Raw genomic sequence first — 21,264 nt, forward strand, 5'->3', positions numbered from 1 at the left:
ATACTATGGCATTAGTTCAAAAAGGACTAGTAGGCACATTTAGAGTACCTAGTCGCCTTTTTAAGACCATGAAGAGGAGAGATCGATATGGCAAGAACGACCTTCAAGGGCGAGGTCCCGGAGGAGAAGCGGGAGCTCTGTCTCGTGACGGATGCGCTGAACGTCATCGCGGGCAAGTGGAAGCTCATCATCCTGTGGCAGCTGAAGGAGACGAGACGGTTCGGGGAGCTCCAGCGGCTCGTGCCGGGCATTTCCAAAGGCATCCTGACCAGCCAGCTCCGGGAGCTGGAACAGGACGGGATGGTGCATCGAGAGGTGTATCGCGAAGTGCCGCCCAAGGTGGAGTATTCGCTCACGCAACAGGGCCGAAGCTTCCTCCCCATCCTGGACAGCATCGGGGAGTGGAGAAGGAATCAGGCGAAGTAGTCGATGAGGAAGTCGCGGAACCGGCGCGCGGCGAGGGAGAGGTACCGCTTCTCGTGCCAGGCGAGCTGAAAATGGCGCTGGCAGACGGGGAACTCGATCTGCAGCAGGCTCATCTGCGCGTTCGGGCCGCCGCAATTGCCGACGAGCGCGACGCCCAGCCCGGTCCGGACGAGACTGGCGATGCTCGCAGGCTCGTCGACGCGGCAGACGAAGGCAGGCGCCATGCCGGCTTCTCGAAACAACAGATCGTTCATCTTCTGAAAAGGAAACCCTTCCTTGTACCCGATGAACGGGTCCTCCGCCACCTCGCTGAGCCGGATGCTTTTCCTGCTGGCGAACCGGTGCCCCTTGGGAACGGCCAAGTACACCTCTTCCTTCATGATGGATACCGAGCTGATGTCGGGCCGGCGGATCGGCAGCGCCGTGAAGCACAGATCGACTCCGCCTTCCTCCACCAACAGCTCCATCTCTTCCATCGACGTCTGGGTGATCCGAAAATGGGCTTCGGGATGAAGCGCGAGGAACTCGCCCAGCGCATCCGAGATCCGGTCCAGCGTCGAGGTCGCCAGATGGATGCTCCCTTGCTCAAGTCCCGCCAGCTCGGATACTTCTTTCTTGCCGTCCTCCAGCAAATCGAGCGCCTGCTCGACCTTGTCCAAAAACGCCTTTCCGAACGGATTCAAGCGAATCCGTCCTTTGTGCCGATCGAAGAGCGGAACCCCCACGTCTTCCTCCAGCCTCGAAATCGTCTTGCTCAGCGCAGGCTGCGCGATCATCAGCTCCTGCGCCGCCTTGGTCATGTGCTCCATCCGAGCCACCGTTCGAAAATACCGCAGCTGCAGCAGCTCCATGCGCGTCCCTCCTTTGAGTCATATACCGGAGTATATCGATGATATGGTTTAAGATATATTTTCGTTTATCTATACGCGATTGTAAAATAAAGCATGCAAGGGAATCAACTGGAATTGCGCAAAACGGTACCAAAGGAGGCCTGCTCCATGGAAGGCGCCGTCCAGCGGCAAGCGGGCGAGAAATTGATTCGGATTCTGGCCTTCACGCTGGCCATCTCCGTCATGAGCGCGACGATGTTCAATGTCGTGCTGCCGGAGATCGCCGCCGAGTTCACCCTCTCCTTGTCGCAGGTCAGCTGGGTATCCTCCGCGTTCTTGCTGGTCTATGCGGTCGGAACGGTGATGTACGGGAAGCTGGCGGATACGTATCGGCTCAAAAACCTGCTGGCCTTCGGCCTCGGCTTGTTCGCGCTCGGCTCGGCCATCGGGCTGCTGTCCCAGCAGTTCGAGACCGTCCTGCTCGGCCGAATCGTGCAAGCCGCCGGCGCGGCAGTCATTCCCGCCACGGCCGGCATCATCCCCGTCCGGTATTTCCCGCCGGAGAGCCGCGGCCGCGCGCTCGGCATCTCGATGACCGGCCTTGCGCTCGGCAGCGCCCTGGGGCCGGCCGTCGCCGCTTTGCTCGTGAGCGCCGTTCCTTGGCGCTGGCTGTTCGGCATGCCGCTGCTTACCTTGCTGGCGCTGCCTTCCTACCGCAAGTATCTGAATGAAACGCCCGGGGATGCGCGCCGGCTGGATTGGCTCGGAGGCGGGCTGCTTGCCGGCACGGTCGCCTTGCTGCTGCTCGCGATTGCCAGCCAAGCGTGGCTGCCGGCGGCCGGCTGCGTGCTCTTGTTCGTCCTGTTCGTGGCGAGGATCCGCTCCGTGCCGGATCCGTTCATCCGGCCGGACCTGTTCCGAAGCCGCAGGTATTCGCTCGGGCTGACGATCGCTTTCCTGGCGACGGGAATCGGGTATTCGCTTGTCTTTCTCAGCCCGCAGCTGCTGACCCATGTCAATCGGATCGAACCCGGCTGGGTAGGCCTCGCGCTGGTGCCGGCCGCGGCCGTGACGGCGGCTCTGGGGCGCAAGGGCGGCAAGCTGGCCGATCAGAAAGGCTTTTCCGCGCTCTTTTACTTGGGCTCGGCGCTGGTGACGGCCTGTTTCCTGCTGCTGTCCACGTTCGCGGGCCTGTCGGCCTGGCTCTTCTCCGGGATGCTGATCTTCGGCAACGTCGGGCAATCGTTCCTCTACATGGCGTTGTCCAATGCGATTTCCCGAACGCTGCCGCAAGAGCAGGCCGGCGTCGGCATGGGCCTGCTGGCGATGCTGAACTTCATTTCCGGCGCCATCGCGGCGGGGGTGTACGGCAAGGTCGTCGATCAAGGCGCCGTCAGCCAGTGGAACCCGCTCCACCACCATGCAGGAGCGGCTGTCTACAGCAACCTTTACTTGGTCTTGGCGGTTTTGCATCTCGGCATTCTGACGTTTTATTTCATGCAGATGGATCGACAAAGGAGGAGCTTACAATGAAAGCAGCCGCATTCCGTTCGGTCGGCGGTCCCGAAGTAATGGAGGTCATATCGTTTCCCGATCCGCAGGCTGGACCGGGTCAAGTGAGAGTCAAGGTGAAAGCGGCCGGGGTGCAGCATTATGACTGCAGCGTGAGGAGCGGATGGACGCCGCAAGGCGCCGACATCCGGCTGCCGCAGATTCCGGGCAACGAGTTCGCAGGCATCGTCGATCAAGTCGGCGAGGGCGTGGCCGGCTTCTCCGTCGGCAGCGAGGTGCTCGGCTTCAGCCTGCTCAACAGCTACGCCGAATACATTGTCGTAGGCGCCGATCAGATCGTGAGCAAGCCGAGCAGCATAACCTGGGAAGAGGCCGGCGGGCTGACCGGCAACGGCCAAGGGGCGCATATCGCCCTGAAAGCCATCGGCGTCGGTCCGGGCGACACGGTGCTGATCCATGGCGCGGCCGGATCGCTGGGGGCTTTTGCGGTGCAGCTGGCCAAGGAGTGGGGAGCCAAGACGATCATCGGCACGGCCAGCGAGGCCAACCATGACTACGTGCGCTCGCTCGGAGCGATCCCGACGACGTACGGAGAGGGGCTTGTCGAGCGGGTGCGGGCGCTGGCGCCGGACGGCGTCGACGCGGCGTTCGATACGGCCGGAGCGGAGGCGGCGCGCGCCTCGGTCGAGCTGGTCGCAGATCGATCCCGGATCTGCACGTTCGCCGCCTACGACCTGATCGAGGAGCTTGGCCTGCGCGTCGTCCGCGGCGAGCGCAGCGCCGCCCGTCTGGCCGAGCTCGTCGAGCTGCACAGCCAGGGCAAGCTGCGCATCCAGATCCGGCAGGCGTTCCCGCTGGAGCAGGCTGCAGACGCCCACCGGCTGATCGAGACGAGGCATGGCCGAGGCAAGATCGTGCTCGCCATCGGTTGAGCCGAGACCGTCCGGACGCGTGCGTCCGGGCGGTTTTTTTGCTATGGAGGCCGGCAATCGGATAAGCTGGGAGGTGCAGGTCGATCGTTCGGAACAATTTACGTGAGAAAAGAGGGCTCGCTCGAAATGGGAGTAGGGGTAGGAATAGCGTTGGCGATTGCCGCAGCCTTGATCTTGGTTTACCTCTGGGTCCGGCCCGCCCTGGGAGGAAAGCCGTCCGCCGAATCGCGGGCGCGCATCCGCCGCTCGAAGCAATACCGCGACGGCGTGTTCGCTTATCCTCTGCCGACGCCGATGATCGAGGATTGGAAGGAACAGCTTTCCATTCTGGGCGACTTCATCAAAGGCACGCCGCAAGCCGTTCCCGACCGGCCGCTGGCCGTGGAGCGGTATGTGCCTGCGCCTGCGGAGGAGAGGGGGGCATCGGCGCGCGTCACCTGGTTCGGCCATTCGGCGGTGCTGCTGGAGCTCGGGGAAAGAACGGTGTTCCTGGATCCGATGCTGGGGCGGGCGCCGTCGCCGGTTCCCTTTGTCGGAGGGCAGCGGTTCAAGGGCTCGCCGCCACTGGACCTTCAGGCTCTGCCTTGGCTGGATGCGGTCGTGCTCTCGCATGATCATTACGATCATCTGGACTATCCGACGATCCTCCAGCTCAAGGAGAAGACCGGGACGTTCATCGTGCCGCTCGGCGTAGCCGCGCATCTGGAGCGGTGGGGCGTCGCGCGCGAGGCGATCCGCGAGTGCGACTGGTCGGAGTCGGTGACGCTGCAGGGCCTGACGCTGACCTGCGCGGCGGCTCGCCATTTCTCCGGGAGGGGCTTGTTCGGCCGGAATTCGACGCTGTGGTGCTCCTGGGTGATCGAGGGCATGGGGAGGCGGATCTTCTTCAGCGGGGACAGCGGGTACGGCCCGCATTTTCGCGACATCGGGGAGACGTACGGGCCGTTCGACCTGACGCTGATGGAATGCGGCCAGTACGACCGGCGGTGGGCGAACATCCACATGCTGCCGGAGGAGACGGTGCAGGCGCATCAGGATGTGAAAGGCGGCCTGCTCGTCCCGATCCACTGGGGCGCGTTCCGGCTCGCGATGCATGCCTGGACCGATCCGGTCGAGCGCCTGCTCCAGGCCGCCAGCGTCCAAGGCGTCGCCGTCTGCACGCCGCGCATCGGCGAGACGGTGAAGCTCGGGCAGGGCGAGCCGCCGGCCACGCCTTGGTGGCGCTGATCGCAGCCGCGCCCTGGTGGCGCTGACCAGTGGCCACGCGCTGGTGGCGCTGATCACGGCCACGTCCTGGTGGCGCTAATCGCGGCCACGCGCTGGCGGCGCTGACCGCAGCCGCGGCCGACCCGCAGACAAACGTCCGTTTTTGAGCTCCCGTCCGCATCTGGCCCGCACATAATCGAATCTATCGCATCTACTAGTCTATCACTACTAGGGAGGCTTTTAGATGGGACTTCGAGAGGTGCAAGGGTATGATCCGGTTCAGATCACCAACTCCACATCGTTTACTGCGTTTGGGACTGTCGTGTATTCGTCGCTCTTTTGTGCGAACGATCCTTATGCGGTGTCGCGAGACGAGACATGGAGAGCTTCCGGCCGCGGAGTCTGCCTGCTGACCCGAATCAGCGCCACGGTCCGGACGCCCAGCGGCGATATCGCCGCGGAGCCGTATACATCTTCCGGCACTTCGTACAGCCAGTTCGCCATCATCCAGGTCGGCGTGAACCAGTTCCGGGTGACGCGCGTCGTCGGCTGAGTTCGGATGCCAAGCCGAGAAGACGGCCTGCCCCTGACAACAGGGCAGGCCGTCTTTTTGCATTTCAGCGGTTTTGGTACCGCTTGATCGTGCGCAGCATCGAGGAGTCTTTCAACAGCCGGAAAGGGCGCAGGACCGGTTGATAGTTGCCTTCGATGATCCAGATCCGGCGGTCCTTGTCGATGCCGATGTCGAACCCGACTTGCCGGAGGTCGGGATAACGCTCTCCGAGCCGTTCGGCAGCCTGCAGCGCGGCCTGCTTCACTTGGGACGGCAGGCTCCGGTCTTCGATCCGGGCCGCTCTCAGCGCTTGGAGCAACGGAATCGGGCGGCTGGCCACATTCGTGACCAGATAGCCTTTCGCCGCCACTTTCGCATAAGAGCCGGTCACGGTCCAAGGGGAGCGAGCCGCCCGTTTGCGCTGGACCATGATCCGGATGTCGAACGGCCTGCCCTGGATGCGGGCCAGCCGAATCCGTTCTTGCACCAGATAGCCTCTTCCCTTGCTTTCGGTCCACAGCCACTCGAGAACCTCGTCGGTGCCGCTCATCGTGATGGCGTTGCTCTCGTGCTGCATCCGGAAGGCGTCCGCGCCTTTTCGCGTGATGAATACGATGTCCGTGCCGAAGCTTCCGTCGCGAGGCTTCAGGACGACGCTTTTATGGCGCAGCAGCATTTGGGCCAAAGCTTCCTTCTCCAGCAGCTGCGTTTCGGGCAGCCATGCGGCAATCCGGGGGTCGCCGCGAAGGACGCGATGCTGCTCCCATTTGTCTCTTTGGACCGCCACTCGAATCCCTGCCTTTTTCGATCGGTTACGGTTATTGTAGAGGCAATCCGCGAGCGGCATAAGGGAGCATTCGTCTATCTTTTGCTACGGAGGGCTGGAATCGGATAAGCTGGGAGGAGCAGATCAATCGTTCGGAGGACCGTGGACATGCAGATTCAGATCGTATGCGTGGGGAAATTGAAGGAGAAGTATTGGACCGGCGGCGTGGAGGAGTACGCGAAGCGGCTCGGCGCCTATGCCAAGCTCGACATCCGCGAGCTGCCGGACGAGAAGACGCCGGACTCCATGAGGTCGGCGGAGGAGGAGCAGGTGCGCGCGCGCGAGGGCGGGCGCATCCTGGGCGCGCTGCGGGACGGCGCGCATGTCGTCGCGCTGGCGATCGACGGCGAGACGTGGTCGAGCGAGCAGCTGGCCGCGCATCTGGACCGTCAGGCCGTCTACGGCGGCGGCGCCGTCAGCTTCGTCATCGGCGGCTCGCTCGGCCTGTCGCCGGCCGTCCTGAAGCGCGCCGACAAGAAGCTGTCGTTCGGGCGGATGACCTATCCGCATCAGATGATGCGGGTGATGCTGCTCGAGCAGATTTATCGCGGGTTCCGGATTAATCGGGGGGAACCGTATCACAAGTAGGGCGAAATTTTAGAGTCAATTTCAAATATTCTTCATCACGAAACAGTCGGACATTGCCGAGGTCGCCGAAGAAGCATTGCCACATGATTCGAGGGTAACATGTAATGAGAACTGACCGCCGGAAGCGTCTGGGTTCTGTGCTAAATAAGAAAATGGCTACAGCTTGTTAGTGGCTGTAGCCTTCGTAAAATGATTAGATATCGAGTTTCCGGGAGCCAATCCATTTCACCATTTCAGGATCGCGATGGGAGAAGAACAGGCTCTGCTTCGTATCTAAAGTAGTGATCGACTCCATATCCTCTTGGCTTAATTCGAAATCGAAGATGTTAAAGTTTTCGACGATTCTTTCTTTACGAACAGACTTCGGAATCACAACAACTTCTCTTTGTGTTAACCAACGTAATACCACTTGAGCAACCGATTTATTATGCTTTTCGGCTATGGATACCAACACCTCGTTTTGGAACAAGTTGTTTTTTCCTTCAGCAAAGGGTGCCCATGACTCAATCTGAACATTGTTCTCTTTCATGAATTTCGCATTTTCAATTTGTTGGTTGAAAGGGTGCGTTTCGACCTGGTTTACGGCAGGAACGACTTCATTATGAAGAATTAAATCGATCAGACGATCCTCATGGAAGTTACTAACGCCAATCGCACGTACCTTTCCTTCTCGATACAGCTCCTCCATAGCACGCCAGGAGCCATGTACATCACCAAATGGCTGATGAATTAAATACAAGTCCAAATAATCCAATTGCAATCGTTTCAGTGAATTTTCAAATGCCCTCTTGGTGCGCTCATACCCCGTGTCCTGAACCCACAGTTTTGTAGTGATAAAAAGTTCCTCTCGTGCTACACCACTCCGTTTGATTGCTCTGCCAACAGCTTCTTCATTTAGATAAGAGGCAGCTGTATCAATCAGCCGATAGCCTGCCGCTATAGCTTCGAAGACACTTTGTTCACATTCATTTAGATCAGCCATTTGAAAAACACCAAAACCGAGTATTGGCATTTCAACACCATTGTTCAAAGTTACTTTTTGCATTTCAAACCCTCCAATTTTCAAATTATGGATCTTTTACATTACAACGATAACACGCTCATTCTGATGGTGCGCGTTTCGCGAACGTACGGGTAAGCCCGAAAGAAACGAACGCCACGACGACCGCTACCACGGCCGCAGCGGCTCCAATCCAGCAGATCGCTAATATAGACGATCCACCGACTGCAACTCCTCCGATACCAGCACCAACTGCAAATCCGAGTTGTACGAAAGTGCTGTTCAAGCTAAGCATGATACCAGAGGCTGCGGGAGCGAGAGACAGAAGGTTAAAGTTCTGCGTCGGTCCGAACGTCCAAGCGGCGATTGTCCAAAGGGCGAGCAACGGAATTGCAAAGAAGTTTGACCCTGTGGATATTGATAACAACACAAGAGATATAGCTTGTACGATCATACTAAGAAACAACGTACGAGATGTGCCTATCCGATCCGCCGAAATCCCGCCAAGTTTAGAGCCGATTAAGCTCGCGATGCCCAAAACGAGAAGAATGACGCTCACAATCCCCCCATTCAACGACATAACGGAGGTGAGGAATGGGGTAATATACGTATTAACCACCGAATAGCCAGTAAATACAAAGAAGGTTATGCCGAGTGCGGTCGCAATTCGTGGGTTCCTCAAAAGGGCAAGTTGTTTGCCAAGTGCGACAGATGCTTCCCCTTGCGCAGATGGAATCACCTTTGCTACGGCGAATATTCCAAGCAAGGTGAACAATCCAATGCCCCAGAAGATCACCTTCCAATCGTAAGCGGCAGCAACAACGCGACCAATGGGAACGCCGAAAACGAGTGAGGAGCTAAAACCAAGCGATACGTTGGACATCGCACTGGCTTGTCGTCCAGCAGATGCCAAATTTGCAGCTGTTGCATAAGAAGTGACGACGAAAACACCTGATCCGACCCCGAGTACGATACGAGAAAGAAGCAGGAAGACATACCCCCGCAAGGCGACTGTCAAGATGACTCCAAGTAACGTAATGGCAAGCGCCAGCAACAGTTGCTTACGTCGCCCCGCTTTTGCTGTCATGGCCATGACTATAGGGGTACCAATTGCTGTCGCAAGCGCGAAAACAGTGATAAGCTGTCCCGCCGCCGATAACGATACGCCGACCGAAGTAGCAACTTTATCTAAAATACCTGAGATCACGAATTGTGACGTACCAACGAAAAAGCTGATAAGGGTCAGCATGTAAATTTTCCAAGTGTTGCTCATCGCAAAGTATTATCCCCCCTTTCCACAACCTTATTATGCACCAGGTGACAACGTAGCCGTTATCCCATTCTTGCCAGATGTTTGCCTAATCCTCTCACGGTCACTTATGTGGCAGACGGATATGGATTATAATCGAACTATAAATATGCCGGAAAGGGCGAGGATCAGATGTCTGAAATCATCACTAAGGAGCAGAACGAGCTCGCCAAAATCATCGAACGTTATTCAGAAAAGGACGGGGTTCACCAGACCGCTATTCAGTCATTATTTTTTATGCGTGACTCGAATGCGTCCGTACCACGACATGGGGTTTATAAGCCTTCCTTTTGTATGGTGGTTCAAGGGGCGAAGGAGGTATGGCTCTCCCAGGAGCGATTTAGGTACAGTCCTACTGATTACCTTGTTGCATCTGTTCACTTGCCGGTTACCGCCCAAGTCACTGAAGCCACTCCCGATGTTCCCTATTTGGGTTTCAAGCTTGAATTTACGGCAAAGCAAATTATTGAGGTGCTGCGTGATTCTGAAATCCGGGTAGGGCCGAGAGAAAATGCAAAGCGAGGGATGTTTGTCAACCGTATGGAGCTGCCTTTATTGGATGCGGTCATTAGGTTAGCCCGTTTGTTGGATAACCCCAAGGATATCCCAATGCTTGCACCGCTGTTTACCAAGGAAATTTTGTATAGGGTTCTGCAAGGTGAGCATGGGGCTACTCTTGAACAAATTGCGGTGGAGGGTAGCTCAGCTTATCAAATCAATGACGTTATTGAACATATCGCCAATCACTTTGTTAGTCCTTTTCGAATTGAAGAACTTGCTGAAAAAGCGAATATGAGCGTCTCTTCTTTACATCGGCATTTTAAAGAAGTGACTGCCATGAGCCCTATTCAGTTCCAGAAACAACTGAGGCTTCAGGAAGCACGTCGATTACTGTTAACCGAGACAGCCGATGCTACTGATGTGGCATTTCGAGTAGGTTATGAAAGCCCTTCGCAATTCAGTCGTGAATATTCTCGAATGTTTGGCTATCCACCAAGACAGGATATAAAGCGTCTAAGAGCATAGAAGGTTATAAATACGAAACTGATAGTTAAGCGTCGTGATCAACTATTTAAAGGAAAATGGAGAACTTATAATCCAATTTTCGGGCTTTTCCGGACAAAGGAAAAGCCCCTTTCGCCATGTTATCAGCGGAAGGGGCTGCGCTTAAAAAATGCTTCTCGGTCTCCTCGTTAAAGGCGAGTTCAACGTTGCCGACGCGCTTCCTGTCGTCCAGCGTGATCTGCTTCACGATCAGGTGGAGCAGGGTCTTGCGTTGCGGGAACGGTGAGCGGCGGAGCAAGGCGTCGAACCTACTCAGCAAGGAGCGCACGAGCTCGTAGGAGACGGGTTCAGCCTGGTCGTCCCGGAGCTCCAGATGTAGCTTCGACCGGCGGGTGAGCTCGGCGTCGAGTTCCTTGTTCAGGTCGTTCAGGCGACCTGCGAACATTTGTCGGTCCATCACGTCCATCTCATACAACTCGAGATACTTTCGCTTCTTCTCTTCTAGCATGTCGATCCGGGCCTGCACCGATGCCAGCTCGTCGCGGAGGGGCTTGATCCGGCTCGAGCGTCGCTCGTTGACGCTCCGGACGACTTTCTTGAGGATGTCAGGCTGCGCGACCGCCTGCTGGATGCGCTCCGTCACAGCCCTCTCAGCCTCGTCCTTGCGGACGCTGTTGGCGTGACAGACGGAGCTGCCCTGGCTTCGGAAGCGCCCACAGGAGTAGTACATGCGGACAACTTTAGACCCGTCCTTCGCCCGATTCACCGTACGGCTAGCGGTCATCGCCGCGCCGCACTCGGGGCAGCGGATGAGCCCAGTCAGCAGGTACTCGCCTTCGAAGCGCTTCTTCGGCATTGTGCTCTTTTTCTTCCGTAGTAACTGTACTTTCTCCCAGAGATCGTCCGACACGATTGCAGGGTGATCTCCCTGGGCAAGAATGATTTCAGAGCTTTTTCCCTTGCGACGTCTCTCCGCCCAGTTCTCGTAGCGGTTATAGCGGATCTTTCCGACGAACATCGGGTTGTCGAGCAGGTCGCGGATGGCGCAGATTGAGAAGGGCTTGCCGGACTTGGTCTTGTATCCCCGATGATTCAGGTCATTGGCGATCGCCTTCAGGCCGTGGCCAGAGGCATATTGCTCGTAGATGTTGCGTACGATCGCCGCTTCTTCCTCGAAGATGACGATCTCGGAGTCCCTAGAGCGTCCGCTGCCTTGTGCCTCTGTAATGCGGTAGCCGAGTGGCACTTTTCCGTTGTGCTTGCCGGTTTTGGCCCGTTGCTTGTGGCCCATTTTTACGTTGTCCACGATCGTATTACGTTCTAGTTCGCCGACAGCGCCCATCATCTGGAGCGCGAATTTTCCCATAGATGTGTTTGTGTCGAACTTCTCGGTGAACGAATGGAACGCGATATTATTTTTCTCTAGAAAATCAACGATCTGAAGCAGGTCGATGTTCTTGCGGGCCATCCGGTTGAACTTCCAGACGATCACCTCGTCGAATTTCCCTTCTTCGGCGTCACGGAGAAGCCGCTGAAGCTCATAGCGACCCTTCAAGCTTTTGCCGCTAACGCCACGATCGACGTATTCTCCCGCGATTTCTCTGCCGTATAGCTCGCAGTATCTTCGCAGTTGATCGAGTTGAGCATCAATTGAATAGCCGTTCTCAGCTTGGTCCTCTGTACTGACCCGCCCATACAATGCAGCTCTTATGGTTGGGCTGTTCATGCTGGTTCCTCCCCCCTCTGTTGCATTTGGCGGCATTTCCAGCTCAGCAATGGGCTGTCTCTTGATCTTATTCGAGCGGTTTGACAACGATAATCATCTTTCAGTAGAAAATGATTTTTGGACGTTCCGGTATCGAGCTGTTCCCGGCTCAACGATTGTATCTCGCGACAACCTCTTTTTGAGGAACCCTTGCACTTTCCCGGAGGTGACTGAAGCCGTTTCTGATTGGCATCCTTGTTCATACCCAGAATTCTATAGACCGTATTTCTAACTTTCTTATTCATGCTTTTTTGGCTCCTTCTGTTTGTAATGTCGGAAACTCTAGGTTCTGCAAGGCTGCTTTAGTCTGAATGACCGTATTCATGATGTTCCGGTCTTGCGGGACAATGATTTTTTCAATGAGGCCTCGGAAAAGTTTCTTCTGTTGCTCTGGCGATGCGTTCTGCATCAGCGGGCGGAAGTTGGCTAGCGCCTGTTGAATGCTTGTCACAGGAACGGAGCGCTCGGAATGCTTGGCCAATTCCTGCTCCAACTGTTCCCGCTCTTCTTCCAACAGCGCCGATTCGGCCCGTACATCGTCAAGCCTTTTTCTGAGTTCCAGGGCGTCGATGTGTCCATCCTCGAACATCTCGAAACAGCGCTGACTTCGGCCCCGATAGGAAGCGAGCTGAGTTTCGATCTCCCTCACACGTTGCCGGACGGGCTGCATCTTCTTTTCGTTTCTGGAATTGATCTCCTTCACGAGTCGTTCGGAGACGGAGGGATGAGATAAGAACTGCTGAACCTGTTCATTGACCCAGGTTTCGGCTGTATCCGCCGGGATGTGATTGGGAAGGCATGCTGCGCTCCCGCCAGAATTGTAGCGGCTGCAAACGTAATAATGATTGACCTTATTCGTACCGTTCTTGCGTTTGCGCGTGACATGGGCAGGGACCATACCGCTCCCGCAGGACGGACACTTGAGCAATCCTGTCAGAGGTGAGTGGCGGGAGATGAGCTTGGTCGGTGGATGGGATTGTTCGGCAAGCCGATCCTGGACTCTTTCCCAGAGATCAAGAGAGACGATGGGGTCATGCTCACCATCTGTTACTCTTCGCACTCCCTTGTCATCGCGATAGGTGATTTTCCCGATGTAATTCACGTTTGTCAGCAGACTACGTACGGAGACGGAGTAGAATGTCTTACCACGCTTGGTACGGTAGCTGTTGGTGTTCAGTCGGTTAGCGATGGCCTTTAGACCGAGGCCGCTGGCGTACCATTCGAAGATGGATCTAACCAGATCGGCTTCTTCGGGGACGATTTGTGCCGTTTGGTGCTGGTCATCAAGATCGGGAATCCAGCAGTACCCAAGCACTTGATTGCCGCCATTCCACTTGCCGAGCCTGTTTCGCCGTTGCATGCCGAGGCGTACGTTCTGGGAAATTTGCCGCCGCTCGTTTTCCGCCACTGCGCCGATCATCTGGAAGAAGAACTTGCCCGCCGGGGTGTCCGTATGGAGATCTTCCGTCAAGCTGTGCAGTTTGACATTTTGCTGAGCCAGCAGTTCGACGATGTGCAGGAGATCGGCTAGCCTTCTGGAGATCCGGTTCAGCCGCAGGCACAAGACTTGACCGAAGCAGCCGTTCTTGGCGTCTTTAAGCAGTTCGAGTAATGCCGGTCGGCTTTCGATAGATTTTCCAGAGACTCCGGCGTCAACGTAGATGTTGTACACTTCGATCTGGGCTTTTCGGCAGTAGTCGAGCAGGGCAGCCTTCTGGGCGTCCAGGCTGTATCCGTCGGCTTGCTTATCGGTCGAGACACGAAGGTACAGGCCGGCAAGGGATGTCAGTTCAATACCCACCGGATTGTCTCTACGCGATACGCCGTGCGCCAATGTCTTTCATAAACTGCTCCCAGAAAGCAATGCGTCGCTGATTCTCTTCTTCGATAAGCTGGCAGATCATGTCGGCAAGAACGTCAATGAACAGATCTCGCTCGTTTGTTTGCTGGTTGATATCCATGTTCAGTTCCTCCTTGGTCGTAGCTGTTTTCCTCACTTCGATGATTTCTGGTTTACATTGGATATGGGACTGTGCACTTACATCAGTCCCCGTTCCCTCAGGCTTACGAAATTACCGTTTCCGAGTATGATGTGGTCAAGAAGTTCGATACCAAGCAGGCATCCGCTGTCTCGCAAACGCTCTGTTAAGTCCACGTCCTCCGGGCTCGGATCGGGCTCCCCGGAAGGATGGTTGTGGCAAGCGACGATTGAAGCGGAATTCGCTAGGATCGCCAGCTTAAACGTCTCACGCGGATGTACCAAGGATGCGTTCAGCGTTCCGGTAGAAACCTGATGGATAGCGGTGGGTTCGTTCTTCGTGTTCAAGCAAAGGATGCAGAATGTCTCCCTGTCACATTCCCCGATGAACTGGCGAAAAAGTGCCGCCGCATCCGCCGGAGTGCGGATCTTTCGGTTCGGGTAGAGAATCGAACTCGATTCGCGTACCATTCGCAGGCTGACAACCTGAATTCTTTTCGCGGGTTTCCCTTGACGAGAATCTGATGGTTCGATCGTCACAGACAGACACCCCCATCCAGCATCCCGGCAAACCAATTTTCTGTTGTATCGGGTTGGGAGCCGACCAGTGAAATCAGAAAAGTGAACCTATCGTTGTCTTCCATCAGGCAGACTTTGAAAAGCTGGCAGTCTTCAAGAGCGATTCGCTCAGCGTACTCCACATCGACCGACCAGCTTTCAAGTTGGTAGGTGGAAAGGCATTGTCCAGGAGGCAGCACGAGTAGCGCATATCCGTGGTCGGACAATCGGAACTCTCCGCCATCGTGATCGAGTGATAGCTGCAACTGGCCCAAGAAATCCCCGAGAAACCGGCAAGCGGGTGCTGGCAGCGCATTTTCTGTCGTACATAAGTCTTGCATGTCTTGAAGAGTATCGATATGAATCATTTCTATTCGCCTCCATGATTGGTCTCTATTAATCCCATATCATGGATATATTAAATGGTTGAAAACCCAACAAATACGGTTTGTTACAAGGGTCGGACAAGTCGTTCGGTGAAATATCCTTGTTGAATTGTCCATACCCATTACTTGGCGAAGCCCCCGGACTTTCCCGAAAAAGCACCCGCAGCCCCCTTCGGGTGAGTGAGCCCCAAAAGTGATTTGCGGAGAACCCTCGCGGCACTTAGGCTTTGGTGTGTTGCCCCCGTTGCCCCCGGATTGGAGCGGAGAGAGGCAACTTTTTTGGAGAACGTTCGTTGTCAGGGGGGGGGACATTTTTTTCTTTTCTTTTTATTTTTACGGGGGCAATGGGGGCGTTAGCCCCGCAGGCCTTGTCCCTCATGGTTTCGTCGCGCCCCCGTGCCATTGTTTTTCGGGGGTGAAGCCCCCGAATTTCGGGGCGGGAAATTCAGAGCTCTCCCAACAGTTCAAGTTCATCTGGTTCGGCGTTCCCCGTTCGAAGCTCTGCGCGAGTGTTATTTCCAGTCTTGTCCTTGGCCTTCTCGTGAAGTGCATCCACCCTCACCCAGAGCAATCTTTGCCGCTGGCCTTTGATGACCTTTTTCGCAAGGGAGTGTCGCCGCTCTTTGCCGTTCTCCTTCCCGTTTTCGGTCTTCGTTATGCCTGCGTTGGCCAGTTCCTTCCAAAGCGTAGCGGCTGAAACGGGGAATTGCTCCCCACGTTTGGACAGGAATTGGCTGATCTCGTTGTAGATCGGATCTGGCAGAAAGTAATAGTATTTGTCATCCTGCCAGCCCATCAGAGTACTGCTCTTCGGTACACTCTCGGGAACCGGTTCCCGACGGACGTGGTCGCAGTGAATGCTTCGGTTAGCCAGCAACTGAGAGACAATGGTTGTGAATTGTGTCGATGGCTTAACCTCGGCAACCTTCTCTCCCTGCTCGCTGGCCGCATTGAGAAACACATTCCAGGCCGTTTCGAGCAGTTGACTTTTCCGATCTACTGTTATCGCTCCTACGCTTTCGGCGTACCCGAGCCCGGAGCGTAGACCGATGTACAGCAAGGCCGACGCGTCTACCAGTCTTCCGTGAACACCAAGGCTGCCAGCCTCGTTCCTTTTTTCAAGGAAAAGCTCCTTAAGACTGCTGTCCAGAGGTGCGTTCATTGCTTTACCGAGCCATTGCAAGTAACCCGACATCGCTTCGCTCAGCCGAGGAGCTTCCCGCTGCGCTTCCGTTAGTTTGTCGAGGTCGACGTCCGCCTTTTGAAGTTCGGCAGGAAACAACCGGGCAGTACTGGAACCACCGCTTACCATGTCTTCGGCAGTCGCTAAGGCAACTCCGCGCGGAATATAGTCCTTTCTGAGCGTCGTGTCCTGTTTCATCCGTCCTCGTGCAACCCGATCTCCGTAACCTCTCAGGATTTTATGTGCGACAGTTTCCATGTCTTTCTTATCCTTCGGTGAGGCTGTCGGATGGAAGTCGTCGATCAGGAGAAGTGAGTCTTTCGTATCGAAAGTTCGCTTCTCCACTGCGTTGGCCGTGTCCTTGAAGCTCGCGGGCGGAGAACCGAGCAAGTCTCCAAAATGGCTGAGGAACAGTAGCGCCAGCGATGTCTTCCGTGTTCCGGTATGGCCGCTGAGCCAAACCAAAAACTTCGGCTCCAGGTGCATCTGTCTGAGGAGCTCGCACATTGGTGCAAGGAAGACAAGGCTCCACAGTACCAACGTCACACGGTGCGGGGCCAGTTCCAATAGTTTGAGGCTGGCTTGCATCGCTTTCTTGGAATGCCCGCAGGATGCAGGCAACACGTAATTTTGCAGGCGGTCATCCAGTTCTACCTTTATGTTCGAGAGACCAAGGGCTCCCCCTGAATGAAGGTACCTCCAAACCCCGTCGATTTGAATCCAGCCAAGGTGGGCGAAGATTCGCTCGTTCGCAGCCCCGGTCGCCGTCGACTGGATGGCGTGTCGGACGGTATCCTTCATCTGGGAGCCTGGCAGAATGTTCGGCTCTGGCCCCCACGAGGTGGTCCACTTCATGCAATCGAAATCGCTAGCGAGAACACGGATGGGTGGCAACTTCTTCTCTGGTGAAATGATTGCCCCGTCGATTTCGTACAGCGCGGTTCGCTCGGCACCATCATCTCTGGTTATGGTTTTGGCGATTCGGGCCACAAAATTGGCGAGCGGGACGTGGTCTAATCCGCCGTCTTTATTGGCCCTTACCTGACAGAGATTTCCGCCGTTTATGCTGTATCTACTCGCGAGTAGCTTCGAGTAGGCATCCAGCCCCGTTTGTTTTGCGGAAACAACGCCCTTATCACGGCTTTGAAGAAACGCGGCGGGGGAATTGGAGAGTTCCCCTGTTCGCCGATTTCTTCGGATCTTACCGTGACAAGATACCATTTGATCGGCGCCGCAGCCGAAGGTCGAACATCGGGTGGGGCCGTAGGCGGCGCTGTCACCCTCACTCTCCATTTGCCGAATTCGTCGCTCGCTGTGGCCGTCATGCTTTTTGCTCATCTTGGAGAAGGCGAGGGCGGTGTTCGGGAACCCGGCTCGGACGAGCATGGACGTTATCGCGTGCCAGCGATCCTCAGCACAACCGCTTGCAACCTGCTCCTCAACTGCCTCCCGAATCACGCGACATCTTTTCGCGAGTCCCCGCAAGTCTGGATCAGACATTCCTTTGTTAATTTCGTTATTCTCTGAGGAAGCATCGGCTTTTCTTTCTTGCCGCATCTTTCTCAGAATTCCTGCGGGAAGCTCAGCCAAGTGAATGTCACCGGGACCCCTGCCGGGAAGCCAAAGGTACTGTCCGCCGTTCTGATGGCGCGAGGGAGGAATGACCGTCATTTGATTATCGGCGAGAAAAGCCAATTCCTCATGAACGGCGCCCGGTTTGGCGACTGTGAACTTTCGAAGGGTTCGTCCTTTCGGCACTTTGAAAAGGAATCGTTCTCCGCCACCGGGTGTGGAGAACTGCCAAGTACTCGGAATGTCTCCGTTGAAGAGTTCTTGCATTTTCTCTCGCCCATACTGGCCATCTACGTCAAACGCGGCAACTCCGACCTCGCTACCGAGTGTCATACCGATGTTCCTGTTAGGAAGGCGTCTGAACCACTCGTTGATGTGTGCCGGATCATCAGATGCCTGTATGCGCCAATCCTTAACGGCGGGGCACTTTCCGGGTCTCGTACAGCTCAATTCGTGTTTTTCGGACACGCCTCGGTGGTCCGGGGGGCAGACTGGCAGGTATCTGGGACCAAGTTTGGCTAAGGCCATCGTCTCTGCGGCCGCTCCTGTAGTCATGCTGTTCAGCATTTCTGCTGAAAGGGTTAAGGACTCTGTAATATCCGTCATGATAGTTCACCGTTCGCAGGAATATCTTCGCGTTCATCCTTGAAGAAGTCATCTGCATACTTCTGAGAGCGATATTCAAAGAAATTCATTTGTACCAGCCCTTTCGTAATTTGATGGGGATCATCAGAGCCCGTCCTACCGTCCGGACGGGTCTTTAATCCGAATTTGTTCAGGTGGGGAGGAATGGCTCCCCAAGATGTAGGGGCCATTCCGGGCTTTTAGGATATTCGACCGCGTTTATGTCGCGAGAGAGCAAGTGGTCGGTATTCCTCTGAGATGTCTCCTTCTGTTTCAACATCTACTTCGTCATCAGCATCGAGGTCCAGATCGTCGTCGGACTCGCCGTCATCGTCGGTGTCCAAGTCGTCATCGAACTCACCATCTGAGTCGAGCTCGGGATCTTCATCCGACTCTTCGTCATCGTCGGGCTCCAGATCGTTGTCAGACTCGGCGTCATCGTCGGTGTCCAAGTCATTATCTTGATTACTGACAGAACTGGGATTCCTGTCATCTTGCTCGAACGTACCTTCAGATGCCGGGCCCTGCTGTAACAAGGTTATATAAGCGGCGGGACTATCGGCGATTTCCAAGTAGGTCACATTCTGAAATGAAACGGAAGTCTTGTTGCTGAAATCCAAGCCAAACATGCCTGTGATCTCTTTGACGAGTTCGCTGGAGTAGATTACCGCATTCTTTCCATTTGCCTTAAGCGAAAAGCGGCCGCCGCTATCCAGACCCAGGTCTTCGCCGAGGAAAACCCCATCGTCATCGAACGCAACCTGAATGCTAGCCGGATCACCGAGCTTTTCCCTCACTTCGGCCGCGATCATGACTCTTTTGCCAAAACGCTTAGTATTGACAATCGTGAGCATGCTGGCGGGAACTACTTCTCTCGACTTCTGCACGCTCGTTGCGGGCCTAAATACCAATTTGGTAGGGTCTTGAAGGTGCTTTTTCATTTGAATTCCTCCTGGTTTTTTGAGTTTGGTGGAAACGGGCAACCTTACGGTAGTCGGTTTCCGTATGCGATTGTCAAGGAACATGTGCTGTCGGCTCTATGTAGCTGAATCTTGGTGCGGGAAATGAAGGCCGTAAGGCTGGGGAGCTCTGAAAAAAAACGCAAAAAAGCGCCAGCAAAACACCTGTTGATCTAGCATGTCATAGACATACTAGTGCAGGTATTTTAAACTGGCGCTCATCATTGAGAGCTTTTATCGTCACTTTTTGAATATTGAGGATCAATATTATTTTATCGTGACGGCCTAGATTCCCTTTTGTCGTGGCTTTTCAAACACAATGTGTTTCTTCATCGCCCCGGCACAGTTGTATTCGATTTTGTGATACGATTAGTAATCTAGCACACAAGAAATAGAGTTGTCAATAGAACTGTGGTATTTATTTTTTTGAGAATTAGTAATATACCAAACATCCGGCTAATCTAAGAATACCTGTGTTCCTTCTATGTTCCTACGTGCCGCACGCCGAGCGTCTCGGCGTCATTCAAATTATAATATACATTTATTTCTGCGTTAGAATGCGGGAAATCCGAAGATCACTAACACAAGCAATGGGGTTGTTTTGAAAAAAAGAAAGCCCACCGTAAGATTCCGGTAGGCGAGTACCCAGCTCAGTAGTCGGCCAAGCCGAGATAATGCAGGGAGAACAGGTTTTCGAAGCCAAACGAGGACCACACCATGTCGACTCCGTAGGAGATGTGGGAAGTGGTCATGTTCGCTGTTGTTAGAGTCGCGTAAGCGACGTCCGCCTCGAAGAAACTCTGCAGGCGACTTTTCCCGCCGTCGATCCCTTCGTAGTACTTGTAGATGAAGAAGAGCGGATTGTCCTCTTTCAGAAGCTCCTTAGTGACCGCAACGTCGCCGTGCCAGTCGTCGCCCGTTTCGCCTTCGGGAGTGGGGATCTTCAGCCAGAGGTGGTTAGCGAGTCCTCTGTTGTAGGTAGGGATCGTCTGGGCAATCGGATTGATCATCTTCCCCTTTGCCATCCCGTCGTGAACGACGCTCTCGGTGCCGAGGCCTTTCGCGGAAGGGAAGCCGGAGATGAACGCCGTGTAGTAGTTGGAGTTCAGGCTGGCAGCGCTCTTGCGATCGACGAAGTATTCCTTTCCGCCCTTCTTCAGGGAGGCACCGTTTCCGTCTCCCGAGCTGCCCAACACGAGATCCATCACTCCGGCTTTGTTCTCCTTGGCGAGATTGGCGGCCAGTTCCTTGTAGTATACGCGCTGATCGGTGTTCTTAAAGAGACCGAACTCCTTCTCGTTTTTCAGGCGCTTCAAGAAGAATCCGAGGTCGTCTTGGGCTTCATCCAGACCCTGCTGGAACTCAGTCGGAGCTGAAAGGACGACGGTCGGAATGGATTTCCCTTGGACCTGCTTGCGGTATGCGTCGTAGCTGCCCATGTACTTGGCAATCTCGCCTTTAGTCAGCGGCAGACGGGACACCGGCCATTCGGGAATGACGCTGATCGGAAGCTTGTCCTGCACGATGCCGTAGACGGAAACGTCCTTCAGGTACTTGCTGTCGTTCTTGAAGTTGGAGTAGAGAAGGTCGGAAACGTACTTCTCACCCTTGTCCTCCTCGACGCCGTTCCACTCGAAGTTACCCTTCGAGGGCTTCATTTTGTGGGTGTAAGTGAAGGAAGGCACATCGCTAGCCACGCCAAAGATCTGGATTCCGGCAACCTTGCCGCCGCGCTTCTTCTGGTCGGCCTTCAGAGCGTCGTAGAGTTTGGGTGCTTCTTTGTATGGATTCGCGTCGAACAAAACGTTATTGGTGTTCTTAAACTTAGCAACGTATTGCTTGATCGCCGCGAGATCCTTGGCGCCGACTTTCGAGCTGTTGTAGACAAAATAATAATCGTCTTTTTTCGGAGTTACCCCGCTGGCGGCACTAGCAGTGCCGAAAGGTAAAACGGTAAGTGCTATTATGATGACGATGCTTCTAAACCAATTAATTTTGTTTACCATGTAAGCCCTCCTGAATTATTCTTTGGCAATGGTACACCAAAAGTAA

Annotated in this window: 19 protein-coding genes; 7 read left to right on the forward strand and 12 right to left on the reverse strand. The window is 55.0% G+C overall.

Translation table 11 applies throughout. The features are described 5' to 3' along the window. The first annotated feature begins 87 nt into the window (after positions 1–87). Positions 88–426 (forward strand): winged helix-turn-helix transcriptional regulator, encoded by a 339-nt coding sequence (locus B8V81_RS00870; protein ID WP_101807434.1) that lies wholly within the window; start codon positions 88–90, stop codon positions 424–426. Here the strand turns inward: B8V81_RS00870 and B8V81_RS00875 are convergent. Further along, entirely contained in the window at positions 414–1,277 is an 864-nt protein-coding gene (locus tag B8V81_RS00875) for a LysR family transcriptional regulator (protein ID WP_101807435.1), read from the reverse strand. The two genes, B8V81_RS00870 and B8V81_RS00875, sit on opposite strands and share 13 nt — an antisense overlap. 147 nt (positions 1,278–1,424) lie before the next feature. Between B8V81_RS00875 and B8V81_RS00880 the strand changes: the two genes are divergently transcribed. The 4 genes from B8V81_RS00880 (at position 1,425) to B8V81_RS00895 (ending at position 5,459) form a co-directional block, all read left to right on the forward strand. Next, positions 1,425–2,789, forward strand: coding sequence for an MFS transporter (locus B8V81_RS00880; RefSeq protein WP_101807436.1), 1,365 nt, complete (start codon positions 1,425–1,427; stop codon positions 2,787–2,789). Then, positions 2,786–3,700, forward strand: a complete 915-nt coding sequence (locus B8V81_RS00885) for an NADP-dependent oxidoreductase (RefSeq protein ID WP_101807437.1) — start codon at positions 2,786–2,788, stop codon at positions 3,698–3,700. Before B8V81_RS00880 ends, B8V81_RS00885 begins: the two co-directional genes overlap by 4 nt. A 168-nt stretch (positions 3,701–3,868) precedes the next feature. Further along, positions 3,869–4,927 (forward strand): MBL fold metallo-hydrolase, encoded by a 1,059-nt coding sequence (locus B8V81_RS00890; protein WP_244912683.1) that lies wholly within the window; start codon positions 3,869–3,871, stop codon positions 4,925–4,927. 223 nt (positions 4,928–5,150) lie between these two features. Continuing rightward, positions 5,151–5,459: a hypothetical protein gene (locus B8V81_RS00895; RefSeq protein ID WP_101807439.1), complete on the forward strand. Its 309-nt coding sequence runs from the start codon at positions 5,151–5,153 to the stop codon at positions 5,457–5,459. Positions 5,460–5,523: 64 nt separating this feature from the next. Here B8V81_RS00895 and B8V81_RS00900 read toward each other — a convergent pair whose 3' ends face one another. Next, positions 5,524–6,246: a YheC/YheD family protein gene (locus tag B8V81_RS00900; protein ID WP_180968343.1), complete on the reverse strand. Its 723-nt coding sequence runs from the start codon at positions 6,244–6,246 to the stop codon at positions 5,524–5,526. 147 nt (positions 6,247–6,393) lie between these two features. On the opposite strand from B8V81_RS00900, the gene rlmH reads away from it, so the two are divergent. Then, positions 6,394–6,873, forward strand: a complete 480-nt coding sequence (gene rlmH / locus B8V81_RS00905) for a 23S rRNA (pseudouridine(1915)-N(3))-methyltransferase RlmH (protein WP_101807441.1) — start codon at positions 6,394–6,396, stop codon at positions 6,871–6,873. A gap of 193 nt (positions 6,874–7,066) precedes the next feature. Here the strand turns inward: rlmH and B8V81_RS00910 are convergent, their stop codons facing one another. Continuing rightward, complete coding sequence (locus B8V81_RS00910; RefSeq protein WP_101807442.1) at positions 7,067–7,918, reverse strand: aldo/keto reductase; 852 nt, start codon at positions 7,916–7,918, stop codon at positions 7,067–7,069. Positions 7,919–7,973: 55 nt separating this feature from the next. Further along, positions 7,974–9,146: an MFS transporter gene (locus B8V81_RS00915; protein WP_101807443.1), complete on the reverse strand. Its 1,173-nt coding sequence runs from the start codon at positions 9,144–9,146 to the stop codon at positions 7,974–7,976. A gap of 168 nt (positions 9,147–9,314) precedes the next feature. Between B8V81_RS00915 and B8V81_RS00920 the strand changes: the two genes are divergently transcribed. Then, positions 9,315–10,208 (forward strand): AraC family transcriptional regulator, encoded by an 894-nt coding sequence (locus B8V81_RS00920; RefSeq protein WP_101807444.1) that lies wholly within the window; start codon positions 9,315–9,317, stop codon positions 10,206–10,208. A 46-nt stretch (positions 10,209–10,254) separates the two neighbouring features. Here B8V81_RS00920 and B8V81_RS00925 read toward each other — a convergent pair whose 3' ends face one another. The 8 genes from B8V81_RS00925 to B8V81_RS00955 all read right to left on the reverse strand — a co-directional run bounded on the left by B8V81_RS00925 (position 10,255) and on the right by B8V81_RS00955 (position 21,218). Next, a complete protein-coding gene (locus B8V81_RS00925; RefSeq protein ID WP_101807445.1) occupies positions 10,255–11,913 on the reverse strand; it encodes a recombinase family protein in 1,659 nt (552 codons plus the stop codon). 280 nt (positions 11,914–12,193) lie between these two features. Next, positions 12,194–13,753, reverse strand: a complete 1,560-nt coding sequence (locus B8V81_RS00930) for a recombinase family protein (protein ID WP_180968344.1) — start codon at positions 13,751–13,753, stop codon at positions 12,194–12,196. A 10-nt stretch (positions 13,754–13,763) separates the two neighbouring features. Continuing rightward, a complete protein-coding gene (locus B8V81_RS25065; protein WP_180968345.1) occupies positions 13,764–13,913 on the reverse strand; it encodes a hypothetical protein in 150 nt (49 codons plus the stop codon). 77 nt (positions 13,914–13,990) lie between these two features. Continuing rightward, on the reverse strand, positions 13,991–14,401 hold the full coding sequence (locus B8V81_RS00935) for a JAB domain-containing protein (protein WP_101807447.1): 411 nt from the start codon (positions 14,399–14,401) through the stop codon (positions 13,991–13,993). A gap of 65 nt (positions 14,402–14,466) precedes the next feature. Beyond that, the gene (locus B8V81_RS00940; RefSeq protein WP_101807448.1) at positions 14,467–14,856 is read right to left on the reverse strand and encodes a hypothetical protein; all 390 of its coding nucleotides are present in this window, start codon (positions 14,854–14,856) and stop codon (positions 14,467–14,469) included. Positions 14,857–15,319: 463 nt separating this feature from the next. Beyond that, on the reverse strand, positions 15,320–18,235 hold the full coding sequence (locus B8V81_RS00945) for a bifunctional DNA primase/polymerase (protein ID WP_101807449.1): 2,916 nt from the start codon (positions 18,233–18,235) through the stop codon (positions 15,320–15,322). A gap of 218 nt (positions 18,236–18,453) precedes the next feature. Beyond that, positions 18,454–19,194: a hypothetical protein gene (locus B8V81_RS00950; protein ID WP_101807450.1), complete on the reverse strand. Its 741-nt coding sequence runs from the start codon at positions 19,192–19,194 to the stop codon at positions 18,454–18,456. A gap of 668 nt (positions 19,195–19,862) precedes the next feature. After that, positions 19,863–21,218: a hypothetical protein gene (locus B8V81_RS00955; protein WP_101807451.1), complete on the reverse strand. Its 1,356-nt coding sequence runs from the start codon at positions 21,216–21,218 to the stop codon at positions 19,863–19,865. Between the last annotated feature and the right edge of the window lie 46 nt (positions 21,219–21,264).

Origin of the sequence: Paenibacillus pasadenensis (genome assembly GCF_002864175.1) — a bacterium.
GTDB lineage: Bacteria > Bacillota > Bacilli > Paenibacillales > Paenibacillaceae > Paenibacillus_O > Paenibacillus_O pasadenensis.

Bases quoted from the DNA above. Each gene is read 5' to 3' on its own strand.
- B8V81_RS00870 (WP_101807434.1), top strand. From the start codon at position 88: ATGGCAAGAACGACCTTCAAGGGCGAGGTCCCGGAGGAGAAGCGGGAG.
- B8V81_RS00875 (WP_101807435.1), bottom strand. From the start codon at position 1,277: ATGGAGCTGCTGCAGCTGCGGTATTTTCGAACGGTGGCTCGGATGGAG.
- B8V81_RS00880 (WP_101807436.1), top strand. From the start codon at position 1,425: ATGGAAGGCGCCGTCCAGCGGCAAGCGGGCGAGAAATTGATTCGGATT.
- B8V81_RS00885 (WP_101807437.1), top strand. From the start codon at position 2,786: ATGAAAGCAGCCGCATTCCGTTCGGTCGGCGGTCCCGAAGTAATGGAG.
- B8V81_RS00895 (WP_101807439.1), top strand. From the start codon at position 5,151: ATGGGACTTCGAGAGGTGCAAGGGTATGATCCGGTTCAGATCACCAAC.
- rlmH (WP_101807441.1), top strand. From the start codon at position 6,394: ATGCAGATTCAGATCGTATGCGTGGGGAAATTGAAGGAGAAGTATTGG.
- B8V81_RS00910 (WP_101807442.1), bottom strand. From the start codon at position 7,918: ATGCAAAAAGTAACTTTGAACAATGGTGTTGAAATGCCAATACTCGGT.
- B8V81_RS00915 (WP_101807443.1), bottom strand. From the start codon at position 9,146: ATGAGCAACACTTGGAAAATTTACATGCTGACCCTTATCAGCTTTTTC.
- B8V81_RS00920 (WP_101807444.1), top strand. From the start codon at position 9,315: ATGTCTGAAATCATCACTAAGGAGCAGAACGAGCTCGCCAAAATCATC.
- B8V81_RS00925 (WP_101807445.1), bottom strand. From the start codon at position 11,913: ATGAACAGCCCAACCATAAGAGCTGCATTGTATGGGCGGGTCAGTACA.
- B8V81_RS25065 (WP_180968345.1), bottom strand. From the start codon at position 13,913: ATGGATATCAACCAGCAAACAAACGAGCGAGATCTGTTCATTGACGTT.
- B8V81_RS00935 (WP_101807447.1), bottom strand. From the start codon at position 14,401: ATGGTACGCGAATCGAGTTCGATTCTCTACCCGAACCGAAAGATCCGC.
- B8V81_RS00940 (WP_101807448.1), bottom strand. From the start codon at position 14,856: ATGATTCATATCGATACTCTTCAAGACATGCAAGACTTATGTACGACA.
- B8V81_RS00945 (WP_101807449.1), bottom strand. From the start codon at position 18,235: ATGACGGATATTACAGAGTCCTTAACCCTTTCAGCAGAAATGCTGAAC.
- B8V81_RS00950 (WP_101807450.1), bottom strand. From the start codon at position 19,194: ATGAAAAAGCACCTTCAAGACCCTACCAAATTGGTATTTAGGCCCGCA.
- B8V81_RS00955 (WP_101807451.1), bottom strand. From the start codon at position 21,218: ATGGTAAACAAAATTAATTGGTTTAGAAGCATCGTCATCATAATAGCA.